28 protein-coding genes are annotated in these 26,997 nt (G+C 69.2%); 11 read left to right on the top strand and 17 right to left on the bottom strand.

Annotation, left to right across the window (positions count from 1 at the left end):
- Positions 1 to 50: 50 nt before the first annotated feature.
- Complete coding sequence (locus tag ACFV1J_RS04810; RefSeq protein WP_385855999.1) at positions 51 to 1,040, bottom strand: GlxA family transcriptional regulator; 990 nt, start codon at positions 1,038 to 1,040, stop codon at positions 51 to 53.
- A gap of 259 nt (positions 1,041 to 1,299) precedes the next feature.
- On the opposite strand from ACFV1J_RS04810, the gene ACFV1J_RS04815 reads away from it, so the two are divergent.
- A complete protein-coding gene (locus ACFV1J_RS04815; protein WP_385855781.1) occupies positions 1,300 to 1,935 on the top strand; it encodes an isochorismatase family protein in 636 nt (211 codons plus the stop codon).
- Between the two features lie 159 nt (positions 1,936 to 2,094).
- Here the strand turns inward: ACFV1J_RS04815 and ACFV1J_RS04820 are convergent, their stop codons facing one another.
- On the bottom strand, positions 2,095 to 2,655 hold the full coding sequence (locus tag ACFV1J_RS04820) for a GNAT family N-acetyltransferase (RefSeq protein WP_385855782.1): 561 nt from the start codon (positions 2,653 to 2,655) through the stop codon (positions 2,095 to 2,097).
- Positions 2,656 to 2,904: 249 nt separating this feature from the next.
- Between ACFV1J_RS04820 and ACFV1J_RS04825 the strand changes: the two genes are divergently transcribed.
- Complete coding sequence (locus ACFV1J_RS04825; RefSeq protein WP_385855783.1) at positions 2,905 to 3,552, top strand: TetR/AcrR family transcriptional regulator; 648 nt, start codon at positions 2,905 to 2,907, stop codon at positions 3,550 to 3,552.
- A 228-nt stretch (positions 3,553 to 3,780) separates the two neighbouring features.
- Positions 3,781 to 4,200, top strand: coding sequence for a YybH family protein (locus ACFV1J_RS04830; RefSeq protein WP_385855784.1), 420 nt, complete (start codon positions 3,781 to 3,783; stop codon positions 4,198 to 4,200).
- Positions 4,201 to 4,284: 84 nt separating this feature from the next.
- On the opposite strand, the gene ACFV1J_RS04835 is transcribed toward ACFV1J_RS04830, so the two are convergent.
- The gene (locus tag ACFV1J_RS04835; protein WP_385856001.1) at positions 4,285 to 4,812 is read right to left on the bottom strand and encodes a TetR/AcrR family transcriptional regulator; all 528 of its coding nucleotides are present in this window, start codon (positions 4,810 to 4,812) and stop codon (positions 4,285 to 4,287) included.
- A 152-nt stretch (positions 4,813 to 4,964) separates the two neighbouring features.
- Here ACFV1J_RS04835 and ACFV1J_RS04840 point away from each other — a divergent pair, with 152 nt between their 5' ends.
- A complete protein-coding gene (locus tag ACFV1J_RS04840; protein WP_385855785.1) occupies positions 4,965 to 5,786 on the top strand; it encodes an SDR family oxidoreductase in 822 nt (273 codons plus the stop codon).
- A 68-nt stretch (positions 5,787 to 5,854) separates the two neighbouring features.
- Here the strand turns inward: ACFV1J_RS04840 and ACFV1J_RS04845 are convergent, their stop codons facing one another.
- From ACFV1J_RS04845 to ACFV1J_RS04855, 3 genes are all read right to left on the bottom strand, one after another.
- Positions 5,855 to 6,406, bottom strand: a complete 552-nt coding sequence (locus ACFV1J_RS04845; RefSeq protein ID WP_385855786.1) for a hypothetical protein — start codon at positions 6,404 to 6,406, stop codon at positions 5,855 to 5,857.
- A gap of 154 nt (positions 6,407 to 6,560) precedes the next feature.
- Complete coding sequence (locus ACFV1J_RS04850) at positions 6,561 to 7,025, bottom strand: VOC family protein (protein WP_385855787.1); 465 nt, start codon at positions 7,023 to 7,025, stop codon at positions 6,561 to 6,563.
- Positions 7,026 to 7,568: 543 nt separating this feature from the next.
- Complete coding sequence (locus ACFV1J_RS04855) at positions 7,569 to 8,216, bottom strand: AAA family ATPase (RefSeq protein WP_385855788.1); 648 nt, start codon at positions 8,214 to 8,216, stop codon at positions 7,569 to 7,571.
- Positions 8,217 to 8,493: 277 nt separating this feature from the next.
- Between ACFV1J_RS04855 and ACFV1J_RS04860 the strand changes: the two genes are divergently transcribed.
- Positions 8,494 to 8,796: a hypothetical protein gene (locus ACFV1J_RS04860; RefSeq protein WP_385855789.1), complete on the top strand. Its 303-nt coding sequence runs from the start codon at positions 8,494 to 8,496 to the stop codon at positions 8,794 to 8,796.
- Between the two features lie 225 nt (positions 8,797 to 9,021).
- On the opposite strand, the gene ACFV1J_RS04865 is transcribed toward ACFV1J_RS04860, so the two are convergent.
- From ACFV1J_RS04865 to ACFV1J_RS04890, 6 genes are all read right to left on the bottom strand, one after another.
- Complete coding sequence (locus tag ACFV1J_RS04865; protein ID WP_385855790.1) at positions 9,022 to 9,825, bottom strand: barstar family protein; 804 nt, start codon at positions 9,823 to 9,825, stop codon at positions 9,022 to 9,024.
- Between the two features lie 124 nt (positions 9,826 to 9,949).
- Complete coding sequence (locus tag ACFV1J_RS04870) at positions 9,950 to 11,023, bottom strand: hypothetical protein (RefSeq protein ID WP_385856002.1); 1,074 nt, start codon at positions 11,021 to 11,023, stop codon at positions 9,950 to 9,952.
- 352 nt (positions 11,024 to 11,375) lie between these two features.
- Positions 11,376 to 11,855 carry a DUF5959 family protein gene (locus tag ACFV1J_RS04875; protein WP_385855791.1) on the bottom strand — a complete coding sequence of 160 codons (480 nt, stop codon included), beginning with the start codon at positions 11,853 to 11,855 and terminating at the stop codon, positions 11,376 to 11,378.
- Positions 11,856 to 12,255: 400 nt separating this feature from the next.
- Entirely contained in the window at positions 12,256 to 13,653 is a 1,398-nt protein-coding gene (locus ACFV1J_RS04880; RefSeq protein ID WP_385855792.1) for an MFS transporter, read from the bottom strand.
- Positions 13,650 to 14,357 (bottom strand): ArsR/SmtB family transcription factor, encoded by a 708-nt coding sequence (locus ACFV1J_RS04885; RefSeq protein WP_385855794.1) that lies wholly within the window; start codon positions 14,355 to 14,357, stop codon positions 13,650 to 13,652. Before ACFV1J_RS04885 ends, ACFV1J_RS04880 begins: the two co-directional genes overlap by 4 nt.
- 341 nt (positions 14,358 to 14,698) lie before the next feature.
- Complete coding sequence (locus ACFV1J_RS04890; RefSeq protein WP_385855795.1) at positions 14,699 to 15,568, bottom strand: MBL fold metallo-hydrolase; 870 nt, start codon at positions 15,566 to 15,568, stop codon at positions 14,699 to 14,701.
- Between the two features lie 323 nt (positions 15,569 to 15,891).
- Between ACFV1J_RS04890 and ACFV1J_RS04895 the strand changes: the two genes are divergently transcribed.
- The gene (locus ACFV1J_RS04895) at positions 15,892 to 17,028 is read left to right on the top strand and encodes a hypothetical protein (RefSeq protein WP_385855796.1); all 1,137 of its coding nucleotides are present in this window, start codon (positions 15,892 to 15,894) and stop codon (positions 17,026 to 17,028) included.
- A 368-nt stretch (positions 17,029 to 17,396) separates the two neighbouring features.
- On the top strand, positions 17,397 to 18,083 hold the full coding sequence (locus ACFV1J_RS04900) for a CBS domain-containing protein (protein WP_385855797.1): 687 nt from the start codon (positions 17,397 to 17,399) through the stop codon (positions 18,081 to 18,083).
- Positions 18,084 to 18,207: 124 nt separating this feature from the next.
- On the opposite strand, the gene ppk2 is transcribed toward ACFV1J_RS04900, so the two are convergent.
- Complete coding sequence (gene ppk2, locus ACFV1J_RS04905; protein ID WP_385855798.1) at positions 18,208 to 19,026, bottom strand: polyphosphate kinase 2; 819 nt, start codon at positions 19,024 to 19,026, stop codon at positions 18,208 to 18,210.
- A gap of 233 nt (positions 19,027 to 19,259) precedes the next feature.
- On the opposite strand from ppk2, the gene ACFV1J_RS04910 reads away from it, so the two are divergent.
- Positions 19,260 to 19,946 carry a CBS domain-containing protein gene (locus ACFV1J_RS04910; protein ID WP_385855800.1) on the top strand — a complete coding sequence of 229 codons (687 nt, stop codon included), beginning with the start codon at positions 19,260 to 19,262 and terminating at the stop codon, positions 19,944 to 19,946.
- Complete coding sequence (locus tag ACFV1J_RS04915; RefSeq protein ID WP_385855801.1) at positions 19,943 to 20,560, top strand: CBS domain-containing protein; 618 nt, start codon at positions 19,943 to 19,945, stop codon at positions 20,558 to 20,560. Before ACFV1J_RS04910 ends, ACFV1J_RS04915 begins: the two co-directional genes overlap by 4 nt.
- A gap of 46 nt (positions 20,561 to 20,606) precedes the next feature.
- On the opposite strand, the gene ACFV1J_RS04920 is transcribed toward ACFV1J_RS04915, so the two are convergent.
- On the bottom strand, positions 20,607 to 21,182 hold the full coding sequence (locus ACFV1J_RS04920) for a hypothetical protein (protein WP_385855802.1): 576 nt from the start codon (positions 21,180 to 21,182) through the stop codon (positions 20,607 to 20,609).
- A 229-nt stretch (positions 21,183 to 21,411) separates the two neighbouring features.
- Between ACFV1J_RS04920 and ACFV1J_RS04925 the strand changes: the two genes are divergently transcribed.
- Positions 21,412 to 22,119 carry a response regulator gene (locus ACFV1J_RS04925; RefSeq protein WP_385855803.1) on the top strand — a complete coding sequence of 236 codons (708 nt, stop codon included), beginning with the start codon at positions 21,412 to 21,414 and terminating at the stop codon, positions 22,117 to 22,119.
- A 48-nt stretch (positions 22,120 to 22,167) separates the two neighbouring features.
- Here the strand turns inward: ACFV1J_RS04925 and ACFV1J_RS04930 are convergent, their stop codons facing one another.
- Entirely contained in the window at positions 22,168 to 23,886 is a 1,719-nt protein-coding gene (locus ACFV1J_RS04930; RefSeq protein ID WP_385856003.1) for a GAF domain-containing sensor histidine kinase, read from the bottom strand.
- A gap of 266 nt (positions 23,887 to 24,152) precedes the next feature.
- On the opposite strand from ACFV1J_RS04930, the gene ACFV1J_RS04935 reads away from it, so the two are divergent.
- Positions 24,153 to 25,034 carry a universal stress protein gene (locus ACFV1J_RS04935; protein ID WP_385855804.1) on the top strand — a complete coding sequence of 294 codons (882 nt, stop codon included), beginning with the start codon at positions 24,153 to 24,155 and terminating at the stop codon, positions 25,032 to 25,034.
- Positions 25,035 to 25,089: 55 nt separating this feature from the next.
- Here ACFV1J_RS04935 and ACFV1J_RS04940 read toward each other — a convergent pair whose 3' ends face one another.
- Both ACFV1J_RS04940 and ACFV1J_RS04945 read right to left on the bottom strand, forming a co-directional pair.
- On the bottom strand, positions 25,090 to 25,944 hold the full coding sequence (locus tag ACFV1J_RS04940) for a universal stress protein (RefSeq protein ID WP_385855805.1): 855 nt from the start codon (positions 25,942 to 25,944) through the stop codon (positions 25,090 to 25,092).
- A 197-nt stretch (positions 25,945 to 26,141) separates the two neighbouring features.
- Positions 26,142 to 26,849, bottom strand: coding sequence for a helix-turn-helix domain-containing protein (locus ACFV1J_RS04945; RefSeq protein ID WP_385855806.1), 708 nt, complete (start codon positions 26,847 to 26,849; stop codon positions 26,142 to 26,144).
- Positions 26,850 to 26,997 lie beyond the last annotated feature (148 nt).

The following is a 26,997-nucleotide window of genomic DNA, read 5'->3' on the forward strand; positions in this document are numbered from 1 at the left end:
GGTCGGACAGCGGCGCCCAGATGCTGACCGCTCTGGCCGCATGAGGTCCGCTAACCGGCATGCCGAAACCGATTGCGGTACTCCGTCGGCGTCGTATTGAGCTGGCGGCGGAATGCCCGGATGAGGGTGTCGGTGGTGTGGAAACCGCAGGCCGATGCGATGCGTTCGAGGGTGTCATCCGTTGACTCAAGTTGATTTCGGGCCACCTCGACGCGGGCCGATTCGAGGTAGGCGGCCGGGGTCGTGCCCAGTTCCGTTTTGAAGATCCGGGTCAGCTGTCGTTCGCTCACATGGGCATGGTCGGCGAGATCGGCGACGGTGAGGCGTTCGGTGATGTTCCGCGTGATGAAGTGGCGGAGATCGTCCATTCGCCTCGTCGTCGAGACCGGTTCGATCGGAACGCTGAACTGGCTCTGACCGCTCGGCCGTTTCAGGTACATCACGAGCTGCCGGGCGACGCGCAGCGCAACGGCCTCGCCGAAGTCCTCGGCAACGAGGGCGAGCGAGAGATCGAGGCAGGCGGTGATGCCGGCGCCGGTCCACACCTGCTGATCGCGGATGAAGATCGGGTCCGCGTCGACCTCGACCGACGGGAAATCGGCGGCGAGTTGCTGCGCGGTCGACCAATGGGTCGTGGCGCGCTTCCCGTCCAACAGCCCGGCGGCTGCGAGGAGATGCGCTCCCACGCACACGGAGGCGATACGCCGCGTCCGTCCGGCGAGCGTCTTCACCCACTGCACCACCGCGGGGTCGGTGAGCGCGCGCACGCGGCGCTGGTCGTCGACCTCGACCGAACCGGGAACCATCAGCGTGTCGATCTTCCTCGCCGATGCCTCCTGGAAGGTGATGTCCGGGAGGACCCGCACCCCGGCCGAGGTGGTGACCGGGTCCATGGTTTCGGCGGCCAGTACGACGTGGTAGCCCGTCGCATCGCCCGTCTCCCGTTGCAGGAGGGAGAAGACCTCCGGGGGACCGGTGACGTCCAACAGGTCGACGCCGTCGAAGAGGAGGACGACGAGGAGTCGTTTGACGCTGCTGATGCTCGAGCTGGTCGAGCTGGTCGAACTGGTCGAACTGCTCAAGGGGGGCTCCGGCCGGGCGGGAAGGGCGAGGCGATGCGGTGCGATGCGGTGCGATGCGGCGCGATGCGATGCGATCGGGATGAGGTGAGGCGAGGGAGTCGATGTCTGTATCTGCAAGTTACCTGACATTGCCGCCATGCAGTGCGGATTCGTAGCGTGGACCTTGCCTTCGCGCGGCGGCCCGAACCTTTCGCACCCAGCCCGAGAAAGAGCAGCAATGTCCACGACATCTACGAGACCCACGACATCTACGACAGCTACGAGATCTGCGACAACTCTGCGGGATCTCAACGGATTTGATCAGACCCCGGCAGCCCTGTCCGAGGCGACGCTGATCCTGATCGACTACCAGAACACCTACACCCGCGGTGCGATGGAGCTGGCCGGGTGGCAGGATGCCCTCGACGCCGGGGCCGCACTGCTGGCCCGAGCCCGGGACGCGGGCGCAAAGATCATCCACATCATCAACGACGGTGGCGAGGGAACTCCCTACGACATCCGCGTGGACATCGGCCGGATCCACCCCTGGGTGGCACCGGTCGAGGGCGAGTCCGTCGTCGTCAAGACCACGCCCAACGCGTTCCACGACACCGACCTGGGGGACCACGTGGACGCCGCCGGGAACAAGGACGTCATCATCGCCGGGTTCATGACCCACATGTGCGTGGCCTTCACGGCCGCCGGCGCGTTCCTGCGCGGCAACCGCCCCACCGTCGTCGCCGACGCCTGCGCGACGCGGCCCCTGCAGACGGCGGTGGCCGACGTGTCCGCCGAGCAGCTCCACCACGGCGCGCTCGCGACGATCGCCGACCTGTACGGCGCCGTCGTCCCGTCCGGTTCGTCGCTGACCTGACCGGACCTGAGCAGACCTGAGCAGACCTGAGCTGGTCTGGGCTGCCCTGAGCAGAGACGGGGGAGGAGCCGGCAGTCGCTCCCCCCCCGGTGGCCCGTCGCCCACATGGGCGGCGGGCCCCTCCACGGCCGCACACATGCTGCCGCGGCGCCAGTGGCGTCAGGGGCTCGGTGAGGGCGAGGGGTGGATCTGCAGTCGCCAGATGACATCAATGCCTGTCTCGTGCGGGGTGTCGGGCCCGTCCGGCAGGCGTACGTGCCCGACTTCGGTGAATCCGAGGCGCCGGGCGACGGCCCCGCTCGCGGGGTTGGCCTCGTCGTGATGGATCTCGATGCGATCGATGCCGGGCAGCCGGCGTCCCGCATCGACGAGGGCGGCAGCAGCCATGGTGGCCAACCCCTTCCCCGTCCACGCGGGGTGGAGCCAGTAGCCGATGTCCAGTCCGCCCGGACCGATCCGGCGCATCAGACTGCAGCTGCCGACCTCCGCACCGCCCGAGGTGATCGCGTAGGAGTACGCCTGCCCCGCCGCCCACTCCTCCTCCCACCGGGCCAGGCACTCCTCGCCCTGCTTCCGGTCGTGGCTGGCCGCAAAGGGCATCCAGGGGAGCAAGTGGTCGCGTGACTCGATGACCAACCGGTCCAGGATCTCGATGTCTTGGGTACGCCAACGTCGCAGCTCGACCAGGTCCGAGCGGAGGATGGCAGCGGGTTGCTCCATGGCCGAGATCTTGACGGAACCACGTCACCTCGACAACGCAATTACCAGTGGTCGAGGAGCTGCCGAGGAGAGCGAGGACCAGGTGCCTGCCAGCCATGGTCCCCGTGTTCCGAACGAGCACCAGCCGGACGAGGCGGCCACGCCCGCGTCAAGAGTGGAGAACCGGCTGGGGAAGGCCGCCACGCGGGCGGGGAAGATCGAGCTGGCGAGGCGGGCGCCACGGTCAGGCAGCGGTGAGAGAGGATGGTCATGACATACCGACCCGACGAGCAGGGGGGATACCCCTTGGAGACCAAGGGGCGCACGGAGGAGACCCGCGAGCGCATCCTGTCCGCCGCGTGCCAGGCCATCGCCGAGATCGGCTTCGAAAAGATCAGGATGCGGATGGTCGCGGAACGCGCGGGGGTGTCCACCGCCCTGTTGCACTACCACTTCGACACCCGCGAGAAGCTCTTCACCGAGGCGATGACCCATTCCTTCGCCCACTCCGCCGTCGATCTGGAACGCGACGCGGCGAACGCGCCCGCCGCGGTCATCCTCGCCCGCATCGTCCGCAGCCTGCTGCCGACCGACCCCGAACTGCAGCAGGACTGGCGACTGTGGCAGGAACTGTGGGTACGCGCACTCCGCGACGAGGCCACCCGAACCTTCGCCGTCGACCTGTACGCCCAGCTCCACCAATGGGTCGCGGGAGCAGTACAACGGGGCATCGAATCAAGTGAGTTCACCCCGACCGACGTGGACGAGCTCAGCACGCTCGTACTCGCCCTGAGCGACGGCTACGGCATCCGCCTGATGATGGACGACCCCACCGTCTGCCTGGACACCGCCCTGACATCCATCTGGCGCCAGATCTCCGCCGCCCTCGGCCTGCCGCCGGAGTTCCCCCGCACCTGACCCACCGCCCGGTCATGCCGCCTGGGCCCCGCCGCGCTCGGACCAGTCAGTAGGGTTCGTCGGCAGGGGGCGGCGTCGTGCCATGCCAGAGGTGAGCCGAACGACGGACGAACGGGAGACCTGAGCGCGTCTCGTTGTCCGGCACCAACGCGGCATTACAGGATGGCGCCGAGGAAAACCTGCCCGCAGCGGTCCGGTGCATCCGTGGATCTACGAGGTTCGACCGGCATGAAGAGCACGAAGGACAACAGCACGCCGGACGGTGAGGCGATCCTCCGCGGCGTCCTCGACCGGTGGAAGGCGGCTGTCGACACACACGACCCCCAGCGCGTCGCCTCCCTCTTCACCGAGGACGCGATCTTCCAGGGGCTCCGCCCCTACAGCGTCGGCCGACAGGGCGTCGCCGACTACTACGCTTCCCAGCCGCTCGGTATGACGGCCGCGTACCGCATTCTCGAAACCAGGCGGTTCGCCGATGACGACCTCGCCGATGACGACCTCGCCGATCACGACCTCGTGCTCGGCTACTCGGCCGTCGACTTCTCGTTCACCGACCGCCCGACGGTCAGCGTCTTCCTCAGCACGCTGGTGAGGCACACGTCCCACGGCTGGAACATCTGCCACTACCAGGTGTCCCGCCTCGGCTGAACGCGGCGAGCAGCGCCCAGAGACGTTCAGCGCCCGGAGCCGTTCCGTGCCTGGAGCCGTTCCGTGCCTGGAAGCGGTGGGTGTTCAGAGGGTGTCCAGCCACGCGATCAAGCGGTCGCCTTCCTGCACCATGATCTGTGGGTCCCGCAGTGCGTTGGTCAGCAGGGACATTCCTTGGTACGCGCCCACCAGGGTCACTGCGAGCCCATCGGGGTCGGGCAGGCCCATCTCCCGGAACTGGCCCGCCACCCAGTCCAGCAGCAGGCGGATGACCTTGCCGGCCTCTCTGTCCAGGCCGCCCTCCGCGCGCTTGTCCAGCTCGATGGCGAGCGTCCCCGTGGGACAGCCGTAGCGTGCCGCGAGGTCACGCTGCTCGACCCAGCCCCGTACGAGAGCCTTGAGCCGCTCGCGCGGATCGGGCAGCCGGTCCAGCTCGCCGGTGATGGTCTCCAGCTGGCGGGCGTGTTCGGTGAGCGCCGCGGCGACCAGTTCGTCCTTGGTCTTGAAGTAGTAGTAGACGTTCCCCACTTGAACGTCGGCGGCGCGCGCGATGTCGGCGATGGTGGTGCGCTCGATGCCCTGCTGATGCACCACTTGGGCGGCGGCGGCCATCAGGCGCTGCCGCTTGGCACCGGCGTTCTTCGCTCTCGCACTCTGTGAGTTGGTCACCCGACTAACTATAAGCCGGGAGGTGTGCTACCTTTCCATTCAGTAAGTCAGTCAACTAACTAACTCGCTTGATTACTCACCTATGGGGGGTCGTCGTGATCGTCGTTACGGGCGCCACGGGCAATGTCGGACGGACGCTGGTGCGGATGCTGGTCGGGGCGGGTGAACAGGTCACCGCCGTGGCCCGCCGCATCACCGAGACTGACGTACCTCCAGGCGTGCGCGTAGTCGCAGCCGACCTGGGGGACGTCGAGAGCTTGCGGCCCGCCCTTGAGGGGGCAAAGGCGGTGTTCCTGCTGGTGGCCGGGGAGGATCCGCAGGGGGTTGTGGGAGCGGCCAAGTCCGCGGGGGTCCGCAGGCTCGTTCTGCTGTCCAGCCAGGGCGCGGGGACCCGGCCGCAGGTCTACGCGCATGCGGGCAGGTTCGAGGCGGCGGTGCGCGGATCGGGGCTGGAATGGACCATCCTGCGCTCCGGAGGTATGGCGTCGAACGCCCTTGCCTGGGCGGAGCCGGTACGCCTCCATCGCACGGCCGCCGCTCCGTTCGGTGACGTAGGCCTGCCCTTCGTCGACCCGGACGACGTCGCCGCGGTCGGCGCCGCCGTGCTGCGTGAGCAGGGGCATGAGGATGCGACGTACACCCTCACCGGGCCGGCACCGGTCACCCCGCGCGAACGGGCGGCGGCACTCGCCGAGGCGCTGGCGGAACCGGTCCACTTCGTGGAACAGACCCGCGAGGAGGCTCATGCGGAGATGGCGCGCTTCATGCCACTGCCGGTCGTCGAGGGCACGCTGGCGATTCTGGGCGATCCGACCGAGGAGGAGCGGCGCGTCAGCCCCGATGTCGAGCGGATCCTGGGACGTACCCCGCACGGTTTCGACGTGTGGGCGACGCGAAACGCCGCCGCCTTCCGGTGAAAGCGGCCCACGGCACCAACGAGTATGGTTCCTAGGTGAGTTGAAGCCAAGGTGAAGCTACGTTGAAGCTACTCGGGCGTCGTGATTCCGAGATCAATACGCATGACGTGGCGCATCCGCCAGAGGAAGTCCCATAACCGCTCCATGTCCGCTCTGGCGGTCTCGACGCTCTCTCCCGGTGCCGGACTGCCCGTGTCGAGCCGCTTGAGCAGACCATAGAGATCGCCCAGGTTGCGGTTCACCTCACTGGCTGCCGCCAGAACGGTGTCGGGCAGCATCATTTGCGCTTCGGCGTGACGGGAACGGTGGGCCCGGCGTGCCTGGTCCAGATCCTCACGGAGTGCGTCAGTGACTTTGTCCGCCTCCAGGGCGTGACAGAAGTTCGTCATGACGGTGGTGTAGTCGCGGGCACCGGCGTTGAGGGAGGCGTAACACGTGCGCCGCGCCTCTAGTTGAGCCCGGCGGGTGGCGTATTCGCGTTCCTCATCGCTGAGTTGCTTGGCGTGTTCCAGCTCGCGCACTCTGGTGCGGTGCGCGCTGCGCTGCGTGAGAAGGGCCGATGCGAGCGTGCCCCCGATGCCCAAAACTGCGACCGCCATTTCGCTGAGTGAGCTACTCATACCGCCCCCCCCCGGGTCCGATCAGCTCATCGGAACTGTAGCGGGTAGGGGAGGAAGGGGGGTTGTGCACTTCGCGTCGTACCGGCTGCTCCGGTACGACGCGAAGTGATGACGCGTACCGGAGTGGCCGACCTCTGCTGCTCTGACGCAATGGTCAGATGCTGCCGCTTCCCGCCGTGAAATCGACGCGGCTTCCGGTCGTGAAACGGCTTTCAGTGCCTGTGCCTGTGCCAGCGCCAGTGCGGTCGCGGTCGCCCCATGCCTCCAGGTAGTGCGGGTTGTGCATGATGCCGAGGATATTGCCGAACGGGTCGAGTACGGCGCCGGCCCGGAAGTCGCCGTAGTCGCGCAATGGCTCATGTTCCTTGGCGCCGAGCTTCAGCAATCGTGCCCTCGTCGCGTCGACGTCGTCCACGTGCCAGTACGCGACCACCCCGGCCGGGGCGGAGGGAGTACGAGAGATGCCGAGTTCCTGTAGATGGTCACCGAGCCGGAACTCGATGTATTCCTCGCGTGCGAAGTACGGTTCCACGCCCAGGACTTTGGTGTACCAGGCACGGGCGGCGGCAAGATCGTCGGCGTGGTAACGGATGGTTGCGAGGCCACGGAATGTCGTCATGGAGGCCAGTCTGGCGTACCTCTAGGACAGGACCTGTCCTACAGCCATACAGTCTGCTCTGGTTTCTGCGTGGGTTCTGTCTTGGATTCTCTTCTGGATTCCGTCCTGGGTTCGTTGAGATCTGCTTGGTTGGCTGCCCGATTCAGGCAACCGGGCACCCGGTCCGGAAAGCCTTAGGGTGAGCGGATGGTCGAACGTGAAGTGACGAAGACGCAGGTAGCGCTGCCTGCCCAGGTGATCGAGGTCGGGACCGAGCCGTTGGATCGACCGGCCCGCAACTCGGTGGGTGGCTGGCCCTTCCTCGACGACGGCCAGGTGTGGCCCGAGTGCTTTTGCGGCGAGCGGCTGGCCCTGTTCTTCCAGCTTGACCTCCCCTCCGAACCTACAACCTGTTCCTCGGCAACGAGGTCTACCTCCTGGCGTGCCCGGCCCACTGCGATCCGGCGGCGGTCTGGCCGGTCAACCAGCACTGAAGACGTGGGCTCCCACTGCGCAACGCACGACAGCACACCGCGCGCGACCTTCTGCCCTCCACGCCACCGATCAGTTGGGCTTCCGTAGCGCCTGCCGAAGCCTTTCGCATGCGGTGGGCTGCGGTCGTCCTGGCAAGAAGTCGCGGATACGACGGGCGCATTCCTCGGGGGAAAGGAGGTTGGTGTCCACGTCGAGATCGTGGAGTTCGTGGGAGTGCACCTGGTCGTACTGCATGGCGGCCAGTCCCAGCTGTCGGTCGCCGCGCTCACGTTCGCGGCGCTCCAACTCGGGCAGCGGACAGCGCACTGCGATCAGGACGGTGTCCTCGGGCACGAGCACATCGAGAAGGTCCAGCAGCCGCCAGCGACGGCTGAGTGGATAGTCGACGATGAGGTTGTTGCCGCCGGCAGCCATGCCGGCGACCGCACGGTGAAAGCCCTTGCAGGTGCGGTCGATCTCGGCCTGGAGGTCCTCATCGGATATCGGCCCCTTGCTGCGCATGGCATGAAAGGCGTCAACGGGCATGTGGAACCAGGCGCCGTCGAGCATGTCGAGAAGTGCCTGAGCGATGCTTGACTTGCCGGAACTGGACGTGCCGTTGAGCAGGATGACTGTGCCGCCGGCCGGAGTGTCGGGAATGCGGGCGTGGGCCGGGTCGGCCGGGCCCGGAACTGCCGTTGTCTCACGAACGGCGGTTGCCGCGTTGTCGTCTGTCATGTGTACATGTGATCACGGCATGCCACGCACGCCACCGAGACCTCCGACCATGGCATGCCACTCACGCCACCGAGAGCTCTGACCATGGCATGCCGCTCGCGCCACCGAGACTTCTTCCTCTTTCGGTGCGGATGATGGAGAGGGGCAATCTCGGGCCGCTCGCGCGGCGTTGGTCCGTGCACGCGTTCCCATGCTGCTCTCCGCGTTCGCCCCTCCATCCTGGCCGGATCCGGTGGGCGCTCTGGCATATCTGCGGCCGAGCCGGGATCGTTGTGACATGAACGATGAATGCCCCGATACGGACGAGCTGCGGGACGCGGTTCGCGAACTGGCCGAGGCGTTGGAGACGATGCTGAATCTCCTCAAGGCCGACGCGGTCCCCAGGACCCCCGAGGCACAGCGTCTGATCAAGCAGGCCCTCCCCACGCTCGAATCGGACGACCTGCTCACGCATCCGCTCCCGGCCGGTGAGCTTCTCGCCCAGGCCATCGCCATCAACAAGATGACCGCCGCTGCGCGGGAGCAGATCCTCGACGACGAGGTCGCTGCCTCTCCCGTGCCGGACCATCCGCCGCTCTAGCGGATGCAGCGCCCGTCGGGGTGGTCGTATGCGGCAGGCTCTGCCGCATACGACCGCCCCGGCTCGGAGAGCGACGCGTACCAATACCCCTGCTCGGAGAGCGAAGAGCCTCGCGGCCCCCGGTTTCCGCCAGGGGCCGGGGGCGTGGACACCGACGTGGGCGGGATCGTCACGCGGGATGATCACCGTGATCGTGAGGGGTCAGCGACCTGTGCAGGATCGTGCTCACTTCAGGACCACCTCGATGCCACGCTCCTCGAAGATTTCCAAGAGAAGTTCGAAGAGGGTGGCCGTGTCATCCTGAACCGCGGGATGGTTCACCAGTCGGGTCCGGGAGGCAGCGGAGTGCTGCCATTCCAGGGTGAACGGAGGGGTGGCGCCCCAACGTCCTCTGAGGCAATCGTCCAAGGCATCGAGATTCCACCCGAAATACCCACCGGGGCCGTTGATCGCCTCACCGAGCGCACAGTAGAAGGCGTCCTTGTCCACGATGTGCCGGCCGTCCAACGTGAATACCTTCCCCGCCAAGGCGTCCGGTTTTCCGCGGCGTTGATAGCGGTGTGACCACAAAGCAACCGACAGCCATGCGCGTCGACCAGCGGCATCGAGTTGCTGCCACCGGCCCGTACGGTTGAGCCGACCCGTGCGGAGCAACTCCCAGACCCACCCGGAACCGGGCATGGCCTCCTCGCACCACATATCCACCATGACGTCGACCAGATCCGTCCCCAGACAAGAAGGCTGGGCGGCTGTCACGGTGACGTCGTTCACGAAGTAGGAGCCCATGCTGACACCGTCGGCATCAAGCACATCCACATACGCGTTCCCCGCCACCGCACGACGCCCGCCGATACGCCCCAGTGCGGCCAATAGCCCGCCCCGCGGCGCGCACCCCACGAATTCGACCTGACGCCGGCCCTCTTCCTCCTCCTCCAACGGAGAAAACAACCCCCTGGCGTCCTGCGCAAAGCCCCAGAAGTCGTTCTCGTCATCGTCACTCGTGAGGGAGTAATTCTTCTCTTGCGCCAACTGGTCTGCCCACCACCCCATCTATGGCCTGTCCCACTCACGGAACCCATCCCAACAACCGGTCGATCCTACAAAGCACGTCTCGTGACCCGCGGCCCGACCGTTGCCGTACAACGGGCTTGCCCTACGCACCCTCCGCACGCACCCCATCTGCGGAGGTGCGCTGTGCGTCGGGGTGGTGCCCGGGAGGGGTGGGGGAAGTGCTGGGGGCGGCGGGTGGGGTGGTCAGCGCGCCGAGGACGAGCGCGGCATCCCGCCGGGCGGTGGCGATGAGGACGGTGTGGTCACCGTCCCGGCAAGCGATGACGACCGCGTCGTACTTGAAGGCCTGCTTCCAGAACGGCGGATCGTCGACCCGAAGCGCCCGGACGCTCTGCACGACCAGCGTCTCCGGAAGCGGCCTTCGGGCGACCCGACCATCGGGGTCCGGAGTGGTCGCCGGCCGCCCGTCGCCCACCACCAGGTGGTTGAAGCCGTCCACGCGGTAGGGAACGTCTCCGTGTACGGCCGCGCGCACGCACTGTTTGTCCGTAGGAGGAACCGGAACGATGCTGCTGACGGTCGCGGCAGCCTGGTTCGTACGTCGCCGCTGCCACCAGGCGCACAGCCCGCCCAGACCCGCGGCCGGCAGCACACCGACTGCCGTGATCAGCAACACCTCCGGCACGCCGCGGGCGACCATGCTCACGAGAAAGCCGAAGCAACTCACGACGGCCCCGGTCACCGCGGCGAAGGTGACCTGCCAGAGGCTGTTGTGCGTCGCGGCGGGGTAGCGATAACGGTGCCACCAGATGAGCCACCACACCAGGAGCCCGAAGAACAACAGGAAGAGGCCGAAGCCCAGCCGGAAGCGCCAGTTGTCATTCGGAGACTCCGAGGTTTCCTGAGCGGCGGCGCCCCGCCGCACGGTGCGGATCTCACCCCGCCAGTACGTCAGCTTCACCTCGTCACCGGGGCGCACGGCGTCGTAGACCGGCTCCGACCCGGCCATCCGCACACGCCGCACGGTGTCCGTGCCCCGTTCGGTCACGAGGAGCCAGTAGCGGACGCTCTTGCCGTTGGGCTCGTCCTCCGTGCCCTTGACGATCGCCGGAACCGTCGTCGTGCACGCATCCGACCGTGAGCCGGCCGGACAGGCGGGCGCCGCGGCGTACGCGTCCCGCTCCGCCAACTCACCTGGCACGCTGGCCAACAGCACTGCCGACAACAGGAGGAGCACCACCCCGAAGCCAACGGACAGCAGAAACCGCCACCCACCCGAAGCCCCTGCCTCCCCTGCTTTCCCCGCTTTCCCTGCACCCCGTGATCTACCTGATTCCCGTGATCTATCCGATTCCCCTGATCCCTGGGATATCCGGTCTGCCATCCCCCACTGCCCTTCTCGCCGCTTCCGGCCGCGTCCCCCGCGCCCTCAACCGGGCGCCTTCCTTCACATTTTGCTCCGGCAGTCTTCACCTGGATGTCCCGGGTGGCGTTCAAGAGGTGGTGGGGTGGCGGGGGTGCGGGGGGAGGAGGAGAGAAGGGACGCAGAGGGCCGTGCACTGCGCTGCTCACTTCCTGCGGCTCGGACTCCACTCATAGGACGAGGGAGCCGTCTCGATGACCTCACTCGGCCAGATCTGCCGAACGCGGGCCAGTCGGGCTCGGTGGTCCTGGATCCAGTCGTCCTGTGGCCGGATCCAGTAGAACGTGGACAGTCGGTCGGGGTCGTGGATCGTCACGCACAGCGACTGATCCTCATTGAGTCGTATGCCGAGTTCCAGGCCACGACCGTTACCCAGTCCCGCGTTGCCGCCCGGAACGAGCCCTTCGAGTTCCTTTTCCCAAGCGGCGAGATCGCGCTGGGAGAGATAGAGCTCAAGGCGGGCATCGAGGAAGCTGGTGGATACCAGGACATCGGCGCGCAGAGTGTCATGGCCGGTCAGAACCCCGGGCTGATGACGTCCGGTCACGCGCACGACGCACCGGTCGCCGTCCGCGTCTGCCAGGTGAATCAGATCGACCGGCTCCGGCTCTACCAGCTCTCCCATCGTGCGCCTCCGCATGGCCGTGGCTCGTACAAGTCGGGTGCATCCTCTCCCACCGGGCGCGTACGGACCGAGGCGCCCCCCAACGACCGTTGGATGCGCGTGACGTCTGCTCGATATGCCACACGACGGCCCTCGAATACCTCTGCCGCCCCGCGAGAACGTGATGGGCCCAGTACTGGGACAGCGCCTGGTCTGGTTGGGGGCCGGGGGCGCTTTCACGATGGCATGAAGGCGAGGCAGTGATGCGCGCCGCAGTTCTCAAGGAGTTCGGGTCGTCGTCGGCGATCGAGAGGGTGGGGCGCCGAACAGTTCGCGCTCGGCCTGCAGGGCAGCAGACCGCAGGGCGTAGGGCGCACACCCACGACTCAGAGTTCACGACTCACGACTCACGACTCACGATTCAGGGCTCTGGGCTCTGGCTTGGTGTTTTGAGTGTGTCCGGTGGTGGGTTGTGCCGCCCACGTGATCGGTCCATCTCGCGCCACTCCGGTCGTAGTGCGGTGAGGTTCGTCGTCAGGAAGTAGATCGTCCCGCCGGTCACCAGTACTGGTACGAGCCCGAAGGAGGCCGCTGCCGCGCCGGCGATGAGTCCGCCGAGGGGGACACCCGCCCAGGCCAGCGAGTCGCGGAGCGCGTTGACCCGGCCGAGGAGGTGACGGGGAACCCGTTCGAAGGAGATGGCGCCCAGGATGGGGTTGAGGAAGCCCGACCCGAATCCGCCGATGGCGAAGACGGTCAGGACCACCCACATCGGTGCGTGGGAGGCCAGGACAAGGAAGCGCGGCGGGCCGGCGAGCAGGAACCCGGCGAAGAAGACGAGCCGGCGCCGCATTCTGTGTGCAATCGCCGCGGCCACCAGGCTCCCGATGATTGCGGCGGCTCCTCCGACGCTGCTGTTCAGACCGATGACCGCCGGGCCGTTGCCGGACTCTTTTGCCCACACCGGTAGGAGGACCGTGGTGAACGCCGAGTCCAGCAGGTTGGTGATCGCGATCATGATGATGATGGTCAGGAGCAGCGGCTGGCTGCGAAGGAAGGCGAAGCCTTCACCGAACCGCCGCCAGTAGCCGGCCTCGGAGGCCTGGGAATGTGAGTTTTCGGCCGCCGACTCCCCGTGAGCCGACGGGCCTCTCTCGACCGCGCACCCCATGCCATGGGGCAGCGCGAGGGCGATGATCACAGATCCGAGCGCGAAGCAGACGGCGTTGAGGACGAGGCCCGTCAGGGGGCTGAGCAGTGCAACGAGGGACCCGCCGGCGGCGGGACCTATGGTGGTGGCGAGCCGCTCGGTCACGCCGGTCAGGCCGGTGGCCCGCTCCAGAGGAATCCGGCTCCGCTCGGCCGCCTGCGGAACCATCACCTCCTTGGCCAGGTCACCGGGGCCGCGCGCGGCGCCGATCAACGCGACGAGACCCAGCAGCAACGGGAGCGAGAGCAGCCCCAGGGCGTGCAGGAGCGGTACGGCAGCCGCGGCGGTCGCGCTTGCCAGGTCGGTGGTCCAGGAGATGGTCCGCGGCCCGGCCCGGTCCACCAGTGGACCGGCCAGCGCCTTGACCAGGACGTAGGGGGTCATCTCGCAGAAGGCCACCAGTCCGGTCTGGGTGGCGCTGCCGGTGGTGACGAGTACGAACCAGGGCAGCGCGATGGCGGATATCCGGGTTCCGGTCAACGACACCGCCATCGCCGCGAGAAGCCCGCCCAGCGGCCGTAAGTTCCGCTTGCCTATGCCCTCGGGTCGTCTGTGTAAGTCGCCGTGGCTGCCGGGGAGTTCGCCGGCGCTCAGGGTTTCTTCCGTCATGGCGTCTCCGCTCCCGTTGGCCTCTCGGGGCCGGGGGTGCCTGCTGGGGTGGCGGGCCCGTCCAACTCGGGGAGGAGGTGCAGGATGACGGAGACCCGCTCGGCGCCCTCGGGAGCCCGGGCCGATTCTTGTCCATGCGGCGCATCCCGCCGGTATCGACTGACGACCGCCCGCAGCTCTTCGTGCAGAGCCGCAGCCTCCGCGGGAGTGAGCCGCAGGGGCCAGTCACTCATGTCGAATATTTCCTGCCAGGTGCGGGGCATGGTCTGCAGCTCATTGAGCGCTCGCCGAGCGCGTTGGGCGTACGTGGCGGCCACGGACTGCAGATAGGCCATCGCCGCCTCGGGCTCCCGGACGGCCAGTTCCGGGTCGTTGAACCAAGTCGACTGGTGGACCGAACGCCACCATCGCTCCCGTGCGTTCCCGCGCTCCGTGTCTTCCTCGACGAACCCCGCCGCAGCAAGCTGGCGCAGGTGATAGCTGGCCGTGCCGGAGTTGACGCCCAGCCGCTCGGCGAGCCGAGTGGCCGTCGACGGGCCGTTCTTGCGCAACAGCCCCACCAACTGCACACGCACCGGGTGCGCCAGTGCGCGCAGCCCTTTCGCATCGAGGACGACCGCGTCCGCTGCAGCCTCAGAAGGAGGAACGCACGGGTCGTTGCCCGAACTTGGATCCGAAGGTGAACTTGAGCCTGAGTCAGTCATGTTGGGCACCGTAGACCGCCAACAGTCGTTTGCAAAGACCTCTTTGCGAAGGAATGTTGGCAGCTTGGGGAATTCGGCTACGCCAAGCGAAGGTGTCCTGCGACGCCGTGCACGGCCACGGCCACGCCACGGTCATGGTCACGACGCCGGTCCGAGGCCGGGTGCCTCGGTGCGGACGCCGAGCGCGCCGTGAGCTCCGTCTCGTTATGGCCGTAACGGAGGAAGAGTCCTTGTCGGCCAGGGAGTAGTCGAGTACTCGGCCACGCCGAAGCCGGACACCCGGAGCCGATGGCTGACATGGCTGACATGGCTGGCCCCGCTGTCGTCCGGGCCGCGTGCCCCTACCAGCGGACCGCGGTGAAGTCGATGGGTTGGGGGTGGAGGAGGCGGGTGCGTTGTGTCAGTGCTTGTAGGCGTTGGGACATTTCGTCGGCGGGTAGGTGGTGGCGGTCGCCGTGGCCCGGCAGGACCCATTCGAAGCGTAGGTGTGGGGCCGTTCTGGCGAGGGAGTCGGCCAATTCTTCGATGGAATACCAGGTCACGCTTTCGGCGACCTCCAGATCGTCGGTGGTGCGGGACCAGTAGAAGCTGTCTCCGCTGAAGCAGTAGCGGTCGTCGGCGAGGTAGAGCACGCTGCCTCGGGTGTGGCCGGGCAGGGGATGGGCGGTGACTCGCTCGCCGATGTCGACGGGGTCGAGGCCGCGGATCACCTGGTCGGCGTCCGGTGCTGCGTCGAGGTCGCCCTCGTGGATCCACAGTCGGGCGCCGAAGTGGTCCGCGTAGCGGCGGCCGTGTGCGACGTGGTCACGGTGGGTGAGCAGTACGTCGGTTACGGGGCCCAATTCCGTGTACCGGGCGGCGAGTTGGCGGCTCCAGCGGGGGGTGTCGATCATCATGACCGAGCCGGAGGGTCGTAGGAGGAGGTAGGAGTTGGCGCCTGCGGTGTGCAGGGAGTTGTGCCCGCAGATCAGGACGCCGTCGTCCAGGGGCATCGGGAAGGGGTCGAGGGTCTGGTCGGGCTGCCCGGAGAACGGGCGGATCGAGCGGGTGGGGCAGGCGAAGACGGCGGCGTGTAAGCGCCGGCTCTCCGCCTCGTCGCGCGGCTGGCGCATGATCTGCGACTTACCGTCGGCTTCGGTGATCAGGTCGGGTGCGAACTGTCGGGCGACGTCGCAGTTGGTGCAGCGGTCGTCGACGTACCAGTTGTCCATGGCGGGGGTCCTTCCCATTCAAGGGGGCGGTCCTGGACGGGGCCGCCCCTTCAGGGATACCCCTCGTGTAGCCGGTATCGGTAGCCCCTGCCGATCTTGTACTTCCCTGGCCGAGCCGCTCTCACGACCGTCGACTGGCGGGTTATTTGGGGTATTTGTGAGTTTCCGTGTGGTCGGGTGTGGTGGGATCTCGCCGTTCGGTACCCATGTCAGTGAATTTCTGGAATTTGCCGGGGTGTGGGGGAACCCTGCGCTGCCGGTTGCGACTCCTCTCCCTCAGAGGCGCATAGCTGATGCGTCCGCGTTCGATGTGGGGGCGAGACATGACACGTACAGCGCGACGGTCCGTAGGAGCGCGGCGGGCCGCAGTCGGTACGACGGTGGCGGCTGCGGCCGGACTGGCCCTGGTGGTCGGGGCGGCGGCCCCCGGGCAGGCGACGCCCGTGCAGACGGCCGCCGGAGCACGGACCACGTCGGCGGCGAGCTGCGGCGCCGCGGCGACGGCAACCAAGAGCGATGCGGTGACGGCAACCAAGGCCCGTGCGGTGACGGCGACCAAGGCTGATGCGGCGCGGAGGGTGTCGGCGGGGCCGGCGGAGGCGGCTGCTCCGGTCGCCGGGGTCACCGGTAGCGCGGCGGACAAGATCTCCTACCGCCTCGCCTCGGAGGCGCCGGTCGGCTTGTGGACCTCCTCCGGCGTGACCCTGCGCACGCCGGTGTCCAGGGGCACGGTCCGGCTGGACGTCACCACGCACGGCTTCAGCGCCGCCTCGCTCATGATCCAGCGCTATGTGCCCAAGACGCACCGCTGGGTCGACCTGGACCAGCGGCCGGTCGGCAGCGACCATCCGGAGAAGGGGACGTTCACCTTCCCAATCTCGGTGGCGGCGAGCGCCGGCCACCCCGCCACGGTGGCCCTGCGCCTGCAGGACATCGACCGTCCCGGCCGGCTGACCGTGGCCGCCTCGGTCAACGACGGACACGGCCACACCTACCGCGCGCCGGCCCGTAGTGCCGTCGTCGACCGGCCGACGACCACGGTCACGGGCTGGCCGCGTGGCACCGCCCTGGTGCGCGGGGGCGCGGCGAAGGAGTTCACGCTCACGGTGAAGAACACCACGAGGCGGAACTACCCGGCTTTGAACGCCGGTTACTTCGCCTACGGCCAGGGCAACGGGCGTGCCGTGGAGCCGAAGGACCTGGTGCTCCAGCAGTACGTGCCCGGGCGCGGCTGGCAGCACGTCCCGCTGGTGCCCAGTGGCTGCGACCCCGGCATGAGCGCGCAGCTCGTTCCGACCGCCAAGTCGCCGCTGGCGCCGGGTGCCACCGCCGTCTACCGCCTGCGTCTGGCGGTCGCGGGGTCGGCTCCCGTGGTCAACGTCGATGCGGGGGTGACGGTGGGCACTGGTGACACGTCGTTCTTCTACCGGACGCTGCCGTTCGCGATCCGCGCACAGTGATCGACGTGATCAACATGATCAGAGAGATCAGACGTGATCAGCGTGCCAGCGTGATCAAGGCCTCCGGTTGACGTACCGCGGGAGTTCCGGGAATCCCAGGAGCCACGGGAGCCACGGGAGCCGCGGCAGGGACGGGAGTCACGGGAAGGACGGGAGTCACGGGAAGGACGGGAGCCACGGAAAGGACGCGAGAGAACGTCTCCGTTCGCCGTGGCTCCCGTCACCGTCGGCTCGGCCAACGCCCGTCTGTCTCCGGCCGAACGGAAGCGGAAAGGGCCGGACGGCCCCTGGCCGGGAGGCCCGGTGCTTCGGAGGCTGGAGGTGCCGTGGCCGTCAGGGGTCGTCGGTCCGGCAACCGAGGAGGGATCATGCTGAACGCTCCGCACCTCGTCCGTGACGTGATGACCGAGACCGTGGCCGCGGTCGACCGCCAGGCACGGTTCAAGGAGATCGTGGAGACCATGGAGCGGTGGAAGGTCAGCGCGCTTCCTGTCCTTGCGGGGGAGGGGCGGGTGATCGGGGTGGTCTCCGAGGCCGATCTGCTGCCGAAGGAGGGGTTCCGGGAGGCGGATCCGGAGCGTCTGCAGCTGCTGCGTCGGGTCGACGACGTCCGGCGGGCGGATGCGATGACGGCCGGGGAGCTGATGAGCAGCCCCGCGCTGACCGTTTCGGTCAACGCCACCTTGTCCCAGGCCGCGCGGATCATGGCGCGTGGGTCCGTCAAACGGCTTCCGGTGGTGGACGGACACGGCGTGCTGCGCGGCATCGTCAGCCGCGCCGACCTGCTGAAGGTCTTTCTGCGTTCGGATGCGGACCTGGCGGAGGAGGTCCGCCGGAACGTCCTGAGCGAGCTGTTCGCGCCGCCGGCCCATGACTTGCAGGTCGAGGTCGCCGACGGAGTCGTCACCCTCAGCGGGCGGGTCCGGGACACCTCCCTCATCCCGGTGATCGCGCGCCTGGTGCGGTCGGTCGAAGGGGTGGTGGACGTGGCGTTCGACGTGACCGGGCCGGCGTCCGTACGGCCCGATGCGCCGGCGGTGGGACGACGGATCTGACCGTGCGGGACATCCGCAGCCTCCCACGGGCAGTGCGTCCGTAGCCCTAGCCCTAGCCCTAGCCCTAGCCCTAGCCCGTTCCCTAGCTGTAGCTGGAGCCGTGCCGTAGCCGTGTCCGCAGTCGTCACTCCAGACCGGCGGCGTGGTCGGGGACGTAATTCTGCAGGTCACGGGAGGGCCGTTGATAGCCGGTGGTCGGCGGCCGGGGTGGTAGGTCGAGCTCCGGCAGGGAGATGTGGTGGTAGGGCACCGTGGACAGCAGGTGGGCGATCATGTTCAGCCGGGCCCGGTGTTTGTCGTCGCTCTCGACGACGTACCACGGCGCCTCGGGGATGTCCGTGTGGACGAACATCTCGTCCTTGGCCCGTGAGTAGTCCTCCCAGCGGGTCAGCGATTCGAGGTCCATGGCCGACAGCTTCCAGCGCCGCGCGGGGTCCTTGAGCCGCCGCCGGAACCGTTGCTCCTGGACCTCGTCGCTGACCGAGAACCAGTACTTCCGCAGCAGGATCCCGTCCTCCACCAGCATGCGCTCGAAGACCGGGCACTGCCGGAGGAACCGCTGGTGCTCGGCGGGCGTGCAGAACCCCATGACCCGCTCGACGCCGGCCCGGTTGTACCAGCTGCGGTCGAACAGCACGATCTCGCCGGCGGCCGGCAGGTGCTCCGTATAGCGCTGGAAGTACCACTGGGTGCGTTCCCGTTCGGTGGGCCGGGGCAGTGCCACGATCCGTGCGACCCGCGGGTTGAGGTACTGCGTGACCCGCTTGATGGCGCTTCCCTTGCCGGCCGCGTCGCGCCCCTCGAAGACCACGACGAGGCGGGCACCTTCGTGACGCACCCACTCCTGCAGCGCCACCAGCTCGGTCTGCAGGCGGTACAGCTCCTGCTCGTAGACCGACCGCGACAGTTTGGCGCGGCCGTCGTCACCTCGCTGTTTCGCCATGAGACGACGGTACGGGGAAACGTCGGTCTCCGGCTCGGCCGAGTGGCCTGAACGGAGCCCGGGTGTCCGGCTCGTGCGCGGCACGGGGGACAGGTGGCGCGGTGGCGCGTCCGCGGCCGGTGCCGGACGGCACGGTGAGGGGGCCGGACGGCCCCTGCCCGGCGAGGGCGGACCGCAGCAGGCTGGAGGTGTCCCAACGGCCGTGCCCCTGTGGTCCGCTTCGAGGAGGCGTCATGGAGCACTCTCCGCACACCGTTAGCGACGTCATGACCCGGACCGTGGTGGCCGTCGGACAGGAGGCACGGTTCAAGGAAATCGTCGAGACCATGGAGCAGTACAAGGTCAGTGCGCTGCCCGTGCTGGCCGGGGAAGGGCGGGTGATCGGCGTCGTCTCCGAGGCCGACCTGTTGCCGAAGGAGGAGTTCCGGGGCAGCGAGCTCAGCCGCCTGGAACAGGCCCGGCGGTTGGACGATGTGCGCAAGGCCGGTGGGGTGACGGCCCGGGAGCTGATGAGTGCTCCGGCCCTGACGGTGCACCCCGGCGACACCCTCGCCCAGGCCGCGCGGACGATGGCGCACACGTCGGTGAAGCGGCTTCCCGTGGTCGATGACGAGGGGTTGCTGCGGGGGATCGTGAGCCGCTCCGACCTGCTGAAGGTCTTTCTGCGTTCGGACGAGGAGCTGGCGGCGGAGGTGCGTTCCGACGTCCTCGACCGGCTGTTCGCGGGCTCCGCGGGAGAGGTGGAAGCCGTGGTCACCGACGGTGTGGTCACGCTCAGGGGAAGCTTTCCCACGGCCGCGCAGCTGCCCGTCGCGGCCCGCTTGGTGCGGGCGGTGGAAGGCGTGGTGGACGTGCGGCTCGACGTCGCGGGCACGACGCCGGCGCCGACGGAGCCGGGGTCGGTTGCGGGGCCGAGATGAAGCGCCGACGGGTCGGCAGCGTGATGTCGGACGAGGTCGTCAGTGCGCGGCGGGACACCTCGACCGAGGACATCGCGCGGTGGCTGGCGGAGTACGACATCAATGGACTGCCCGTGGTGGACGCCGAGGACCGGGTGATCGGCGTCATCTCCGTGACGGACCTCCAGCGCGGGCGGGGTGCGGCTGCCGGCCCCGGCCTGCGCACCGCCGGCGCGGTGATGTCGGCTCCCGCTCATACGGTCCGCGCCGACGACTCCGTCGTCCGAGCGGCCCGCCTCATGTGTGTGAGCGGTATCGAACGGCTCCCCGTGGTGGACGAGGAGGCCCGTCTGGTCGGCATGGTCACCCGGCGGGACGTGCTGCAGATCTTCGCCCGGCCGGATGTGGACATCCGCCAGGAGGTGATCGACCAGATCGTGGTGCGGGCGCTGTGGCTGGGGCCGCAGAGCGTGGACGTCGCGGTCCACGACGGGGTGGTGACCCTCAGCGGGGAAGTGGAGAGCAGCGGCGCGGTGGCCGTTGCGGTGCAGATGACCCGGCAGGTCGACGGGGTCACAGCGGTGGTCAATCGCCTGACCTCGGCGCGGGAGGAGCCGTACCGCGGGCCCGCGTAACGCTGTCTGGGGCGGGACCGCAGGACGCCGCGGCGCGGCGCAGTGTTCAGGACTGCCGGTGCCGTCCCTGGGTGTCCGTCTCCGCCCAGTCCTTCTCCCACTGCGCGTAACGCCGACGGTTCAGCAGCACGACTCCGGCCTTGTCCGCGCCGATCAGCAGCAATCCGGTGGTGGAGGCGGCCACGACGCCGACCGCGACGCTCTCGACGACGGCGTCTTCGGGAGTGACCGGGTCCCGCAGCAGGGAGCCGTGCCGGTCGACCCGTGCGGTGGTCCGGTCGCCGGCCCGCAGGCCGGGTTTCACGGCCGTCACTCCGGTCCGCACCGTGCCGTCCGAGGCCGTCCAGCGCACCGTGGCATGGACCCGGCCGGCGGTGCCGCCCGGGGAGTCCACGCCGATGGCGGTCGGGGCGTCTTCCGTGAGGACGGCGGAGACCGGTACCGACGCACGGCTCCGCTGCTCGGCCGCGTGGCTGACGACATCGGCGGCCGTCACGCCGGCGGCCGGGACCAGCACCGCGATCAGCGCTGCCGTGACCAGGAGCAGCCAGGACTCCGCCACGTCCGTACCGCGCTTGAGCGGGTTACGCAGCCACAACCAACGGATCTTCGTCAGAGGCATGGCAGACCTCTTTCGCCTTGCCTTCCGAGAGTGGCACACCCGGTGGGCGCGGGCGAGAGCCGAACGGCCTCATCGGGAGACACATGCGTCATCGGGAGACAGGTGCGTCATCGGGAGAGCGCGGGGATACCGGCGGGCGGCAGGGGCGTCCGGATCTGGCGCGACCCTCGGGGGTGCTTCAGGATGGGGGTAGGCGGCGTCGGCTCGTACCACCAGCCCGGAGGACGCCATGAGCGAGTCAGAGGGTTTCTCACCGCAGCGGCCGATCCGTGTGTTCCTCGTGGACGACCATGAGGTGGTCCGTCGTGGTGTCGAGGACCTGCTGGATGCCGAACCGGACATCGAGGTGGTGGGCGACGCGGGGACGGCGGGCCATGCGCTGGCCCGCGGCCCCGCGCTGCGACCGGACGTGGCGGTGCTCGACGTACGGCTGCCGGACGGTGACGGGGTGTCCGTCTGCCGGGAGCTGCGCTCGCGGATGCCGGGTCTGGCCTGTCTGATGCTCACCTCGTTCGACGACGACGAGGCGCTGCTGGACGCGATCATGGCCGGTGCGGCCGGCTATGTCCTGAAGGAGATCAAAGGCGCGGATCTGGTCGCCGCGGTACGCACGATCGCCTCCGGACGCTCGATGCTCGACCCGGCGACGACCACGCGGCTGATGAGCACGCTGCGGGGGGAGGGCGCCGAGGAGGAGCCCGAGGCCAGTGCGCTGTCGAGCCTTTCGCCGCGGGAGACGGAGATCCTCGGCCTGATCGGCGAAGGACTGACGAACCGTCAGATCGGCAAGCGGCTCTACCTTTCGGAGAAGACCGTCAAGAACCACATCTCCCGCATGCTGGCCAAGCTCGGGGTGGAGCGGCGCATCCAGGCGGCCGTGCTCGCCACCCAGGTGCCGCCCGCCGCGGACACGGTGACCGGCCGGCAGCACGGTTGAGGCGGTACGGCCGAGGCAGGCGATACGGCCGAGGCGCCCGGGGCCGCGTCACCCCGTGGGCGTCGGCACCTTCCACACCAGCCGGGCGCCACCGTCCGCCGGTGTCTCGACGGTCATCGCGCCACCCAGGCTCGCGGCCCGCTCGGCCAGGTTGCGCAATCCGCTGCGCCGGCCGTCCGCCGGGATGCCCACACCGTTGTCCTGGACGGTCAGGGTCAGCGTCCGGTCATGGAGCACCAGAGAGACGGTCGCGGTACTGGCGTGGGCATGCCGCGCGGTATTGCTCAGCGCCTCGTCGAGCACGGCCAGTACCTGCTCGGAGATCTCCGCGGGCACCTCGGTGTCCAGGAGCCCCTCCATACGGAGCGCGGGGGCGAAGCCCAGGGTGTCCGCGGCCCGTTCCACGGCGCTGACGGTGCGGGCCCGCAGACCGTGGGAGACGCGGGCGGACTCATGGGCGCGGAGCCCGAAGATGGTGGAACGAATGATCTTGATCGTCTCGTCCAGGTCGTCCACCGCCCGCAACAGCCGCTCACGGGCCTCCGGATGATCGACGAAACGCAAGGAACTCTGCAGCGTCATACCCGTGGCGAAGAGGCGCTGAATGGCCAGATCGTGCAGGTCGCGCGCGATGCGTTCATGGTCCTTCAGCAGGGCCAGCTGTTCGGCGGCCCGGCGCTGGTCGGCCATCTCCATGGCGAGGGCCGCCTGGCCCGCGAACGTCACGAGCGGCGCGGTCTCCGGCTCGGTGAACGGATCGCGGCCGCGGAGCCGGGCCAGCAGCAGCGCGCCCCGCACCCGGTCGCCGGCGATCATCGGGACGGCGACCGCGGGCCCCAGACCGCTCCAGCGGGGCGGACCGGCCGTGATCCGCGGGTCGTGCTCGACATCGAGGCTGGTCAGCGGCTGTCCGGTGTGCAGCGCCGTACCGACGAAGGAGCCGTCGAGCGGGAGGACCAGGCCGCGATGGGCGTCGGCCTGCACCCCGACGGCGAGCGCGACACTCACATGGGTGTCGTCGACCGGCAGCGCGAGCGCGCCGAGATCCGCCGCGAGAATGCGCACGGCGTGGCCGAGGATCTTCTCGATCACGTCGTTCTCACCCGGCCCGGGCAGCAGGCCGGCGACGATCTCGCTGTTGGCCTCCAGCCACTGCCCCCGGTAGCGGACCTCGTCGAACAGCCGGGCGTGCTCGATGGCGACACCCGCCGCCACGGCCAGCGTCGCGAGCACCGTCTCGTCCGCGGCGTCGAAGGGCCGGCCGCCGCGCTTCTCGGTGAGGTAGAGATTGCCGAACACCTCGTCGCCGACCCGGATCGGCACCCCGAGGAAGGAATGCATCGGCGGATGGCCCGGCGGGAATCCGTACGACGCCGGATGGTCGCCGATCTCCGTCAGGCGCAACGGCGTGGGGTGCCGGATCAGCTCCCCCAGAATTCCGTGTCCCTCCGGGAAATGACCGATGGCCTCGGCCTGCGCCTCGGGGATCCCGACCGTCAGGAACTGGGAGATCCGGGCGTCATCGCCGATCACCCCGAGCGCCCCGTACTCGGCGTCCACGAGGACCACCGCCACCTCGATGATGCGGCGCAGCACCTGCGACAGCTCCAGCCGGTCGCCCACGGACATGACCGCTTCCAGCAGCAGATGCGGCGATCTGGCCGTGCTGGGTTCGACGGCCCGGAGCCGCTCCTGCAGATCGTCCGGCAACGCGCCCAGGCTCGGTTGCGCCCCGTCGGCCCGGTCAGGCCTCTCGCTGCCCACGATGTCCTCCGTAGCCGCCCACGATGTCCTCCGCAGTGGTCGTCCGGGCGTCCATGGCCACCCTTCTACGGTAGTGACCGCGGCGGCCGGAGCACGTTCTGCCGGGCCTGCGCGGTGCCGGACGGGTGGACGGCGCGGCGGTGGGCCGTTCGGGCCCCCTGACGGCACCCTTCGGCTCATTGCCGGCCGGACGGGCATGCAGCAGGCTCGACACGTGGGACAGGTGCTTCGCGACCCGTATCCCTCTCCGCCCTGGAAGAAGGACAGCCATGGAGCCGGAAGTGATCACCGTGGGGCTCGACGGCTCCGTGGAGAGTCTGGCAGCGGCACGGTGGGCAGCCGACGAAGCGGACCGGCGGGGCTGGGTGCTGCGACTCCTGCACGCCTGGGTCCTGCTGGCCGCGGAGGCACCCGACACACCCCCCGACCGCGACCAGAACGCCGGTGCCCGGGAGATCGTGCGCCGGGCCCGGGAAGAGGTGTGTGACCGCCATCCCCGGGTGCGGATCATCGAGGACCTGGTCGGTTCCGAGGCCTTGCCGGCGCTGCTGTACGCGGCGAACGATTCGCGGATGGTCGTGCTCGGGACCCGTGCGCTGACGGCATGGGAGAGCTATGTGCTGGGCGATGTCAGCCTCGACGTCGTGGGCCAGGCCGAGCGGCCGGTCGTGCTGGTCCGCGGTGGCTGGTCCGCGGAGGCAGCAGGAGCCGCCGCCGAGGTCGCGGAGCCGCGCATCGTCGTCGGGATGAGCCTGCACGGCCCCTGCGACCCCCTCCTCGACTTCGCCTTCGACATCGCGGCCAGCCGGGGCCTGCCGCTGCAGGCCGTGCACGGACGTGCCCTTCCGGCGGCCGCCTATGTGCCGTGGGGGATCGAAACGGACGTCGCGGAGGAGATCACCAAGGAGGCGGACGGCGAGCTGAGGGAGGCGATCCGCCCCTGGCGGGAGCGCTTCCCCGACGTACCGGTGCGACTGACCGTGCTGCCGGAGAGCCCGACCCGGGCCATGGTGCAGACCGTCCCGGGCGCCGAACTCCTGGTCGTCGGCCGTAGGCGGCACCATCCGTTCCTCGCACCCCGGGTCGGGCCGGTCGCGCACGCCGCGATGCACCATGCCACCTGCCCGGTGGCAGTGGTGCCCCACGACTGAGCCCCACGACTGAGGAGCCTTTGGCCCCGCCCGTGGGGGCGCGTCCGGCGACCGTTCAGATCCGCGGCACGACCGCCACCGGGCAGCGGGAATGGTGCAGCACGGCGAAGACGACCGGGCCGAGCAGCATCGGCGTGCGCTGCATCCGCCGCCCCACGACCAGCAGACTCGCCCGGGAGCAGGACTCCAGCAGGACCGGTGCGATCCGGCCTTGCTGCAGGTGGTCCACGACCTCGACGCCGGGGAACTTCGTCCGCCAGGGCGCCAGAACGGCGGCGAGCTTCCGCTCCTCCTCGGCCGCGAGCTCTTCTTCGTCCGGCGGAGCCACGGTGGTCGGCACACACTCCACCACGGGCGGCTCCCAGGCCCGTACGGCACGCAGACGCCTGTGGTGGGCCTCGGCGGCGGCGAACGCGAACTCCAGCACCGCCTCACCCCGCGAACCGGCTTCCTGGACGCCGACCACGACTTCGGGCCGCCCGTAGGCGGCGGTCTCCTCCTCGCGCACGGTCACCACCGGGCACTCCGCGCGGCCGAGGACGTGCAGGCTGACCGAGCCCAGCAGGAAGCCGGCGATCGCGCCGTGCCCGCGCGAGCCGAGCACCATCATCGTGGCCAGACCACTGCGGTCCACCAACGCGTCGACCGCTTGCTCCGCGACCTGCTCGGTCGTGACCGGGACGTCCGGATGCAGGGTGTGCGCCATGGCTTCGGCCGCTCCGAGCACCTCGTCCCCGTAGCGCTTCCGGTCCGTGGCTCCCCTGGCGCCCGGGAGGTTCAGCGGCTGCGAGACCCAGGCATGGAGGAGATGCAGCGGCAGGCCGCGGGCCGCAGCCTCCGCCGCGCCCCAGCGCACCGCCGGCACGCTGTTCACGGTGCCGTCCAGACCTACGACAACAGACCCGCCCATGACGTACCTCCGCGCGGCCAGGGCTCGGATACCGGCTTCCTGATTCCAGCATCGCCGCGGCCCGGAACGGAGCCCATGGGCCGAGTGGGCCCCGGCGGGGGCCGGTCGGCGGGCCGGCGTCGCTCCAGGTACGGACGCTGAAGGCGGACCGGACGCCCGGCCGGCCCGCCGCGCGCGGACCACGAGCCACGAGTTGATCACGACGTGGTCGTCGAGGGCGTACGTGCCCCCGTGACGCGGATGCGCCGTCCGGTGATCCGGATCGGGTGGATCGCGATCCAGAAGTGGCGCCCGTCGCCGATCCAGGGGCCGGTGTGCGCGTGCTCGTCCAGCCGGCGGCACTCGGCGACGTTCGTCACCGCATGGGCGGGCCCGACGACCAGGACGCTCCACCCCTGGCTGAAGGCCTCATCGATGTGGTCGGCCTCCAGCGCGACTTCCTTGCCGGCCGCGGCAGCCGGGCCGGCGTCCGGGGCGGTGCGGTAGGCGATGACCTCATCGGCGACGGTGTAGTTCACGGGGAAGATCGCGGGTGTGCCGTCGACGGTCACCGCCACTCTGCCGACCCCATGGGTGGAGAGCAGGTGCCGGCACTCGTTGGAACTGAGGACCAGCACCTCCGGATGGTCTGCCGCCGTGCCGAAGCCGGCCGGCAGCTCCGCCGTTCCCCCGGCGAGCTCGGCCACCGTCGTGTCCAGCGCACCGGCGAGGCGCAGCAGGAACCCGATGCCGGGCTCGGCGGCGCTCTCCTCCACGTACCGCAGGTACCCCGGCGAGGCGGCGGCCCGCGCCGCGACCTCCTCACGGGTCAGTCCCAACTGCTGCCGGCGCAGCGCTGCGCGCCGGCCGAGGTCACTGCGGGTCCGGACCGGCTCCGACGGGGGCCCGGGCTGCTCGTTCGTCATCGTGTGCACCTCCCTTCGTGCTCCTCCAGCCTGGCCGCGGCGGACCGGACGGGGGATGAGCCGATCGGCCCCCGAGCGGCGGCCGGCAGGCCCGGAAGGCCCGGGTGGCCCACGAACAGGGCCCTACGGCCCCTGCCACGAGCCGGGC

Source organism: Streptomyces sp. NPDC059649, assembly GCF_042734445.1.
In the GTDB taxonomy this organism is placed as follows: domain Bacteria; phylum Actinomycetota; class Actinomycetes; order Streptomycetales; family Streptomycetaceae; genus Streptomyces.

Excerpts from the sequence above, each read along its gene's own strand:
- ACFV1J_RS04815 (WP_385855781.1), top strand. The coding sequence starts at position 1,300 with ATGTCCACGACATCTACGAGACCCACGACATCTACGACAGCTACGAGA.
- ACFV1J_RS04820 (WP_385855782.1), bottom strand. The coding sequence starts at position 2,655 with ATGGAGCAACCCGCTGCCATCCTCCGCTCGGACCTGGTCGAGCTGCGA.
- ACFV1J_RS04825 (WP_385855783.1), top strand. The coding sequence starts at position 2,905 with ATGACATACCGACCCGACGAGCAGGGGGGATACCCCTTGGAGACCAAG.
- ACFV1J_RS04830 (WP_385855784.1), top strand. The coding sequence starts at position 3,781 with ATGAAGAGCACGAAGGACAACAGCACGCCGGACGGTGAGGCGATCCTC.
- ACFV1J_RS04835 (WP_385856001.1), bottom strand. The coding sequence starts at position 4,812 with ATGGCCGCCGCCGCCCAAGTGGTGCATCAGCAGGGCATCGAGCGCACC.
- ACFV1J_RS04845 (WP_385855786.1), bottom strand. The coding sequence starts at position 6,406 with ATGAGTAGCTCACTCAGCGAAATGGCGGTCGCAGTTTTGGGCATCGGG.
- ACFV1J_RS04850 (WP_385855787.1), bottom strand. The coding sequence starts at position 7,025 with ATGACGACATTCCGTGGCCTCGCAACCATCCGTTACCACGCCGACGAT.
- ACFV1J_RS04855 (WP_385855788.1), bottom strand. The coding sequence starts at position 8,216 with ATGACAGACGACAACGCGGCAACCGCCGTTCGTGAGACAACGGCAGTT.
- ACFV1J_RS04860 (WP_385855789.1), top strand. The coding sequence starts at position 8,494 with ATGAACGATGAATGCCCCGATACGGACGAGCTGCGGGACGCGGTTCGC.
- ACFV1J_RS04875 (WP_385855791.1), bottom strand. The coding sequence starts at position 11,855 with ATGGGAGAGCTGGTAGAGCCGGAGCCGGTCGATCTGATTCACCTGGCA.
- ACFV1J_RS04880 (WP_385855792.1), bottom strand. The coding sequence starts at position 13,653 with ATGACGGAAGAAACCCTGAGCGCCGGCGAACTCCCCGGCAGCCACGGC.
- ACFV1J_RS04885 (WP_385855794.1), bottom strand. The coding sequence starts at position 14,357 with ATGACTGACTCAGGCTCAAGTTCACCTTCGGATCCAAGTTCGGGCAAC.
- ACFV1J_RS04890 (WP_385855795.1), bottom strand. The coding sequence starts at position 15,568 with ATGGACAACTGGTACGTCGACGACCGCTGCACCAACTGCGACGTCGCC.
- ACFV1J_RS04895 (WP_385855796.1), top strand. The coding sequence starts at position 15,892 with ATGACACGTACAGCGCGACGGTCCGTAGGAGCGCGGCGGGCCGCAGTC.
- ACFV1J_RS04900 (WP_385855797.1), top strand. The coding sequence starts at position 17,397 with ATGCTGAACGCTCCGCACCTCGTCCGTGACGTGATGACCGAGACCGTG.
- ppk2 (WP_385855798.1), bottom strand. The coding sequence starts at position 19,026 with ATGGCGAAACAGCGAGGTGACGACGGCCGCGCCAAACTGTCGCGGTCG.
- ACFV1J_RS04910 (WP_385855800.1), top strand. The coding sequence starts at position 19,260 with ATGGAGCACTCTCCGCACACCGTTAGCGACGTCATGACCCGGACCGTG.
- ACFV1J_RS04915 (WP_385855801.1), top strand. The coding sequence starts at position 19,943 with ATGAAGCGCCGACGGGTCGGCAGCGTGATGTCGGACGAGGTCGTCAGT.
- ACFV1J_RS04920 (WP_385855802.1), bottom strand. The coding sequence starts at position 21,182 with ATGCCTCTGACGAAGATCCGTTGGTTGTGGCTGCGTAACCCGCTCAAG.
- ACFV1J_RS04925 (WP_385855803.1), top strand. The coding sequence starts at position 21,412 with ATGAGCGAGTCAGAGGGTTTCTCACCGCAGCGGCCGATCCGTGTGTTC.
- ACFV1J_RS04935 (WP_385855804.1), top strand. The coding sequence starts at position 24,153 with ATGGAGCCGGAAGTGATCACCGTGGGGCTCGACGGCTCCGTGGAGAGT.
- ACFV1J_RS04940 (WP_385855805.1), bottom strand. The coding sequence starts at position 25,944 with ATGGGCGGGTCTGTTGTCGTAGGTCTGGACGGCACCGTGAACAGCGTG.
- ACFV1J_RS04945 (WP_385855806.1), bottom strand. The coding sequence starts at position 26,849 with ATGACGAACGAGCAGCCCGGGCCCCCGTCGGAGCCGGTCCGGACCCGC.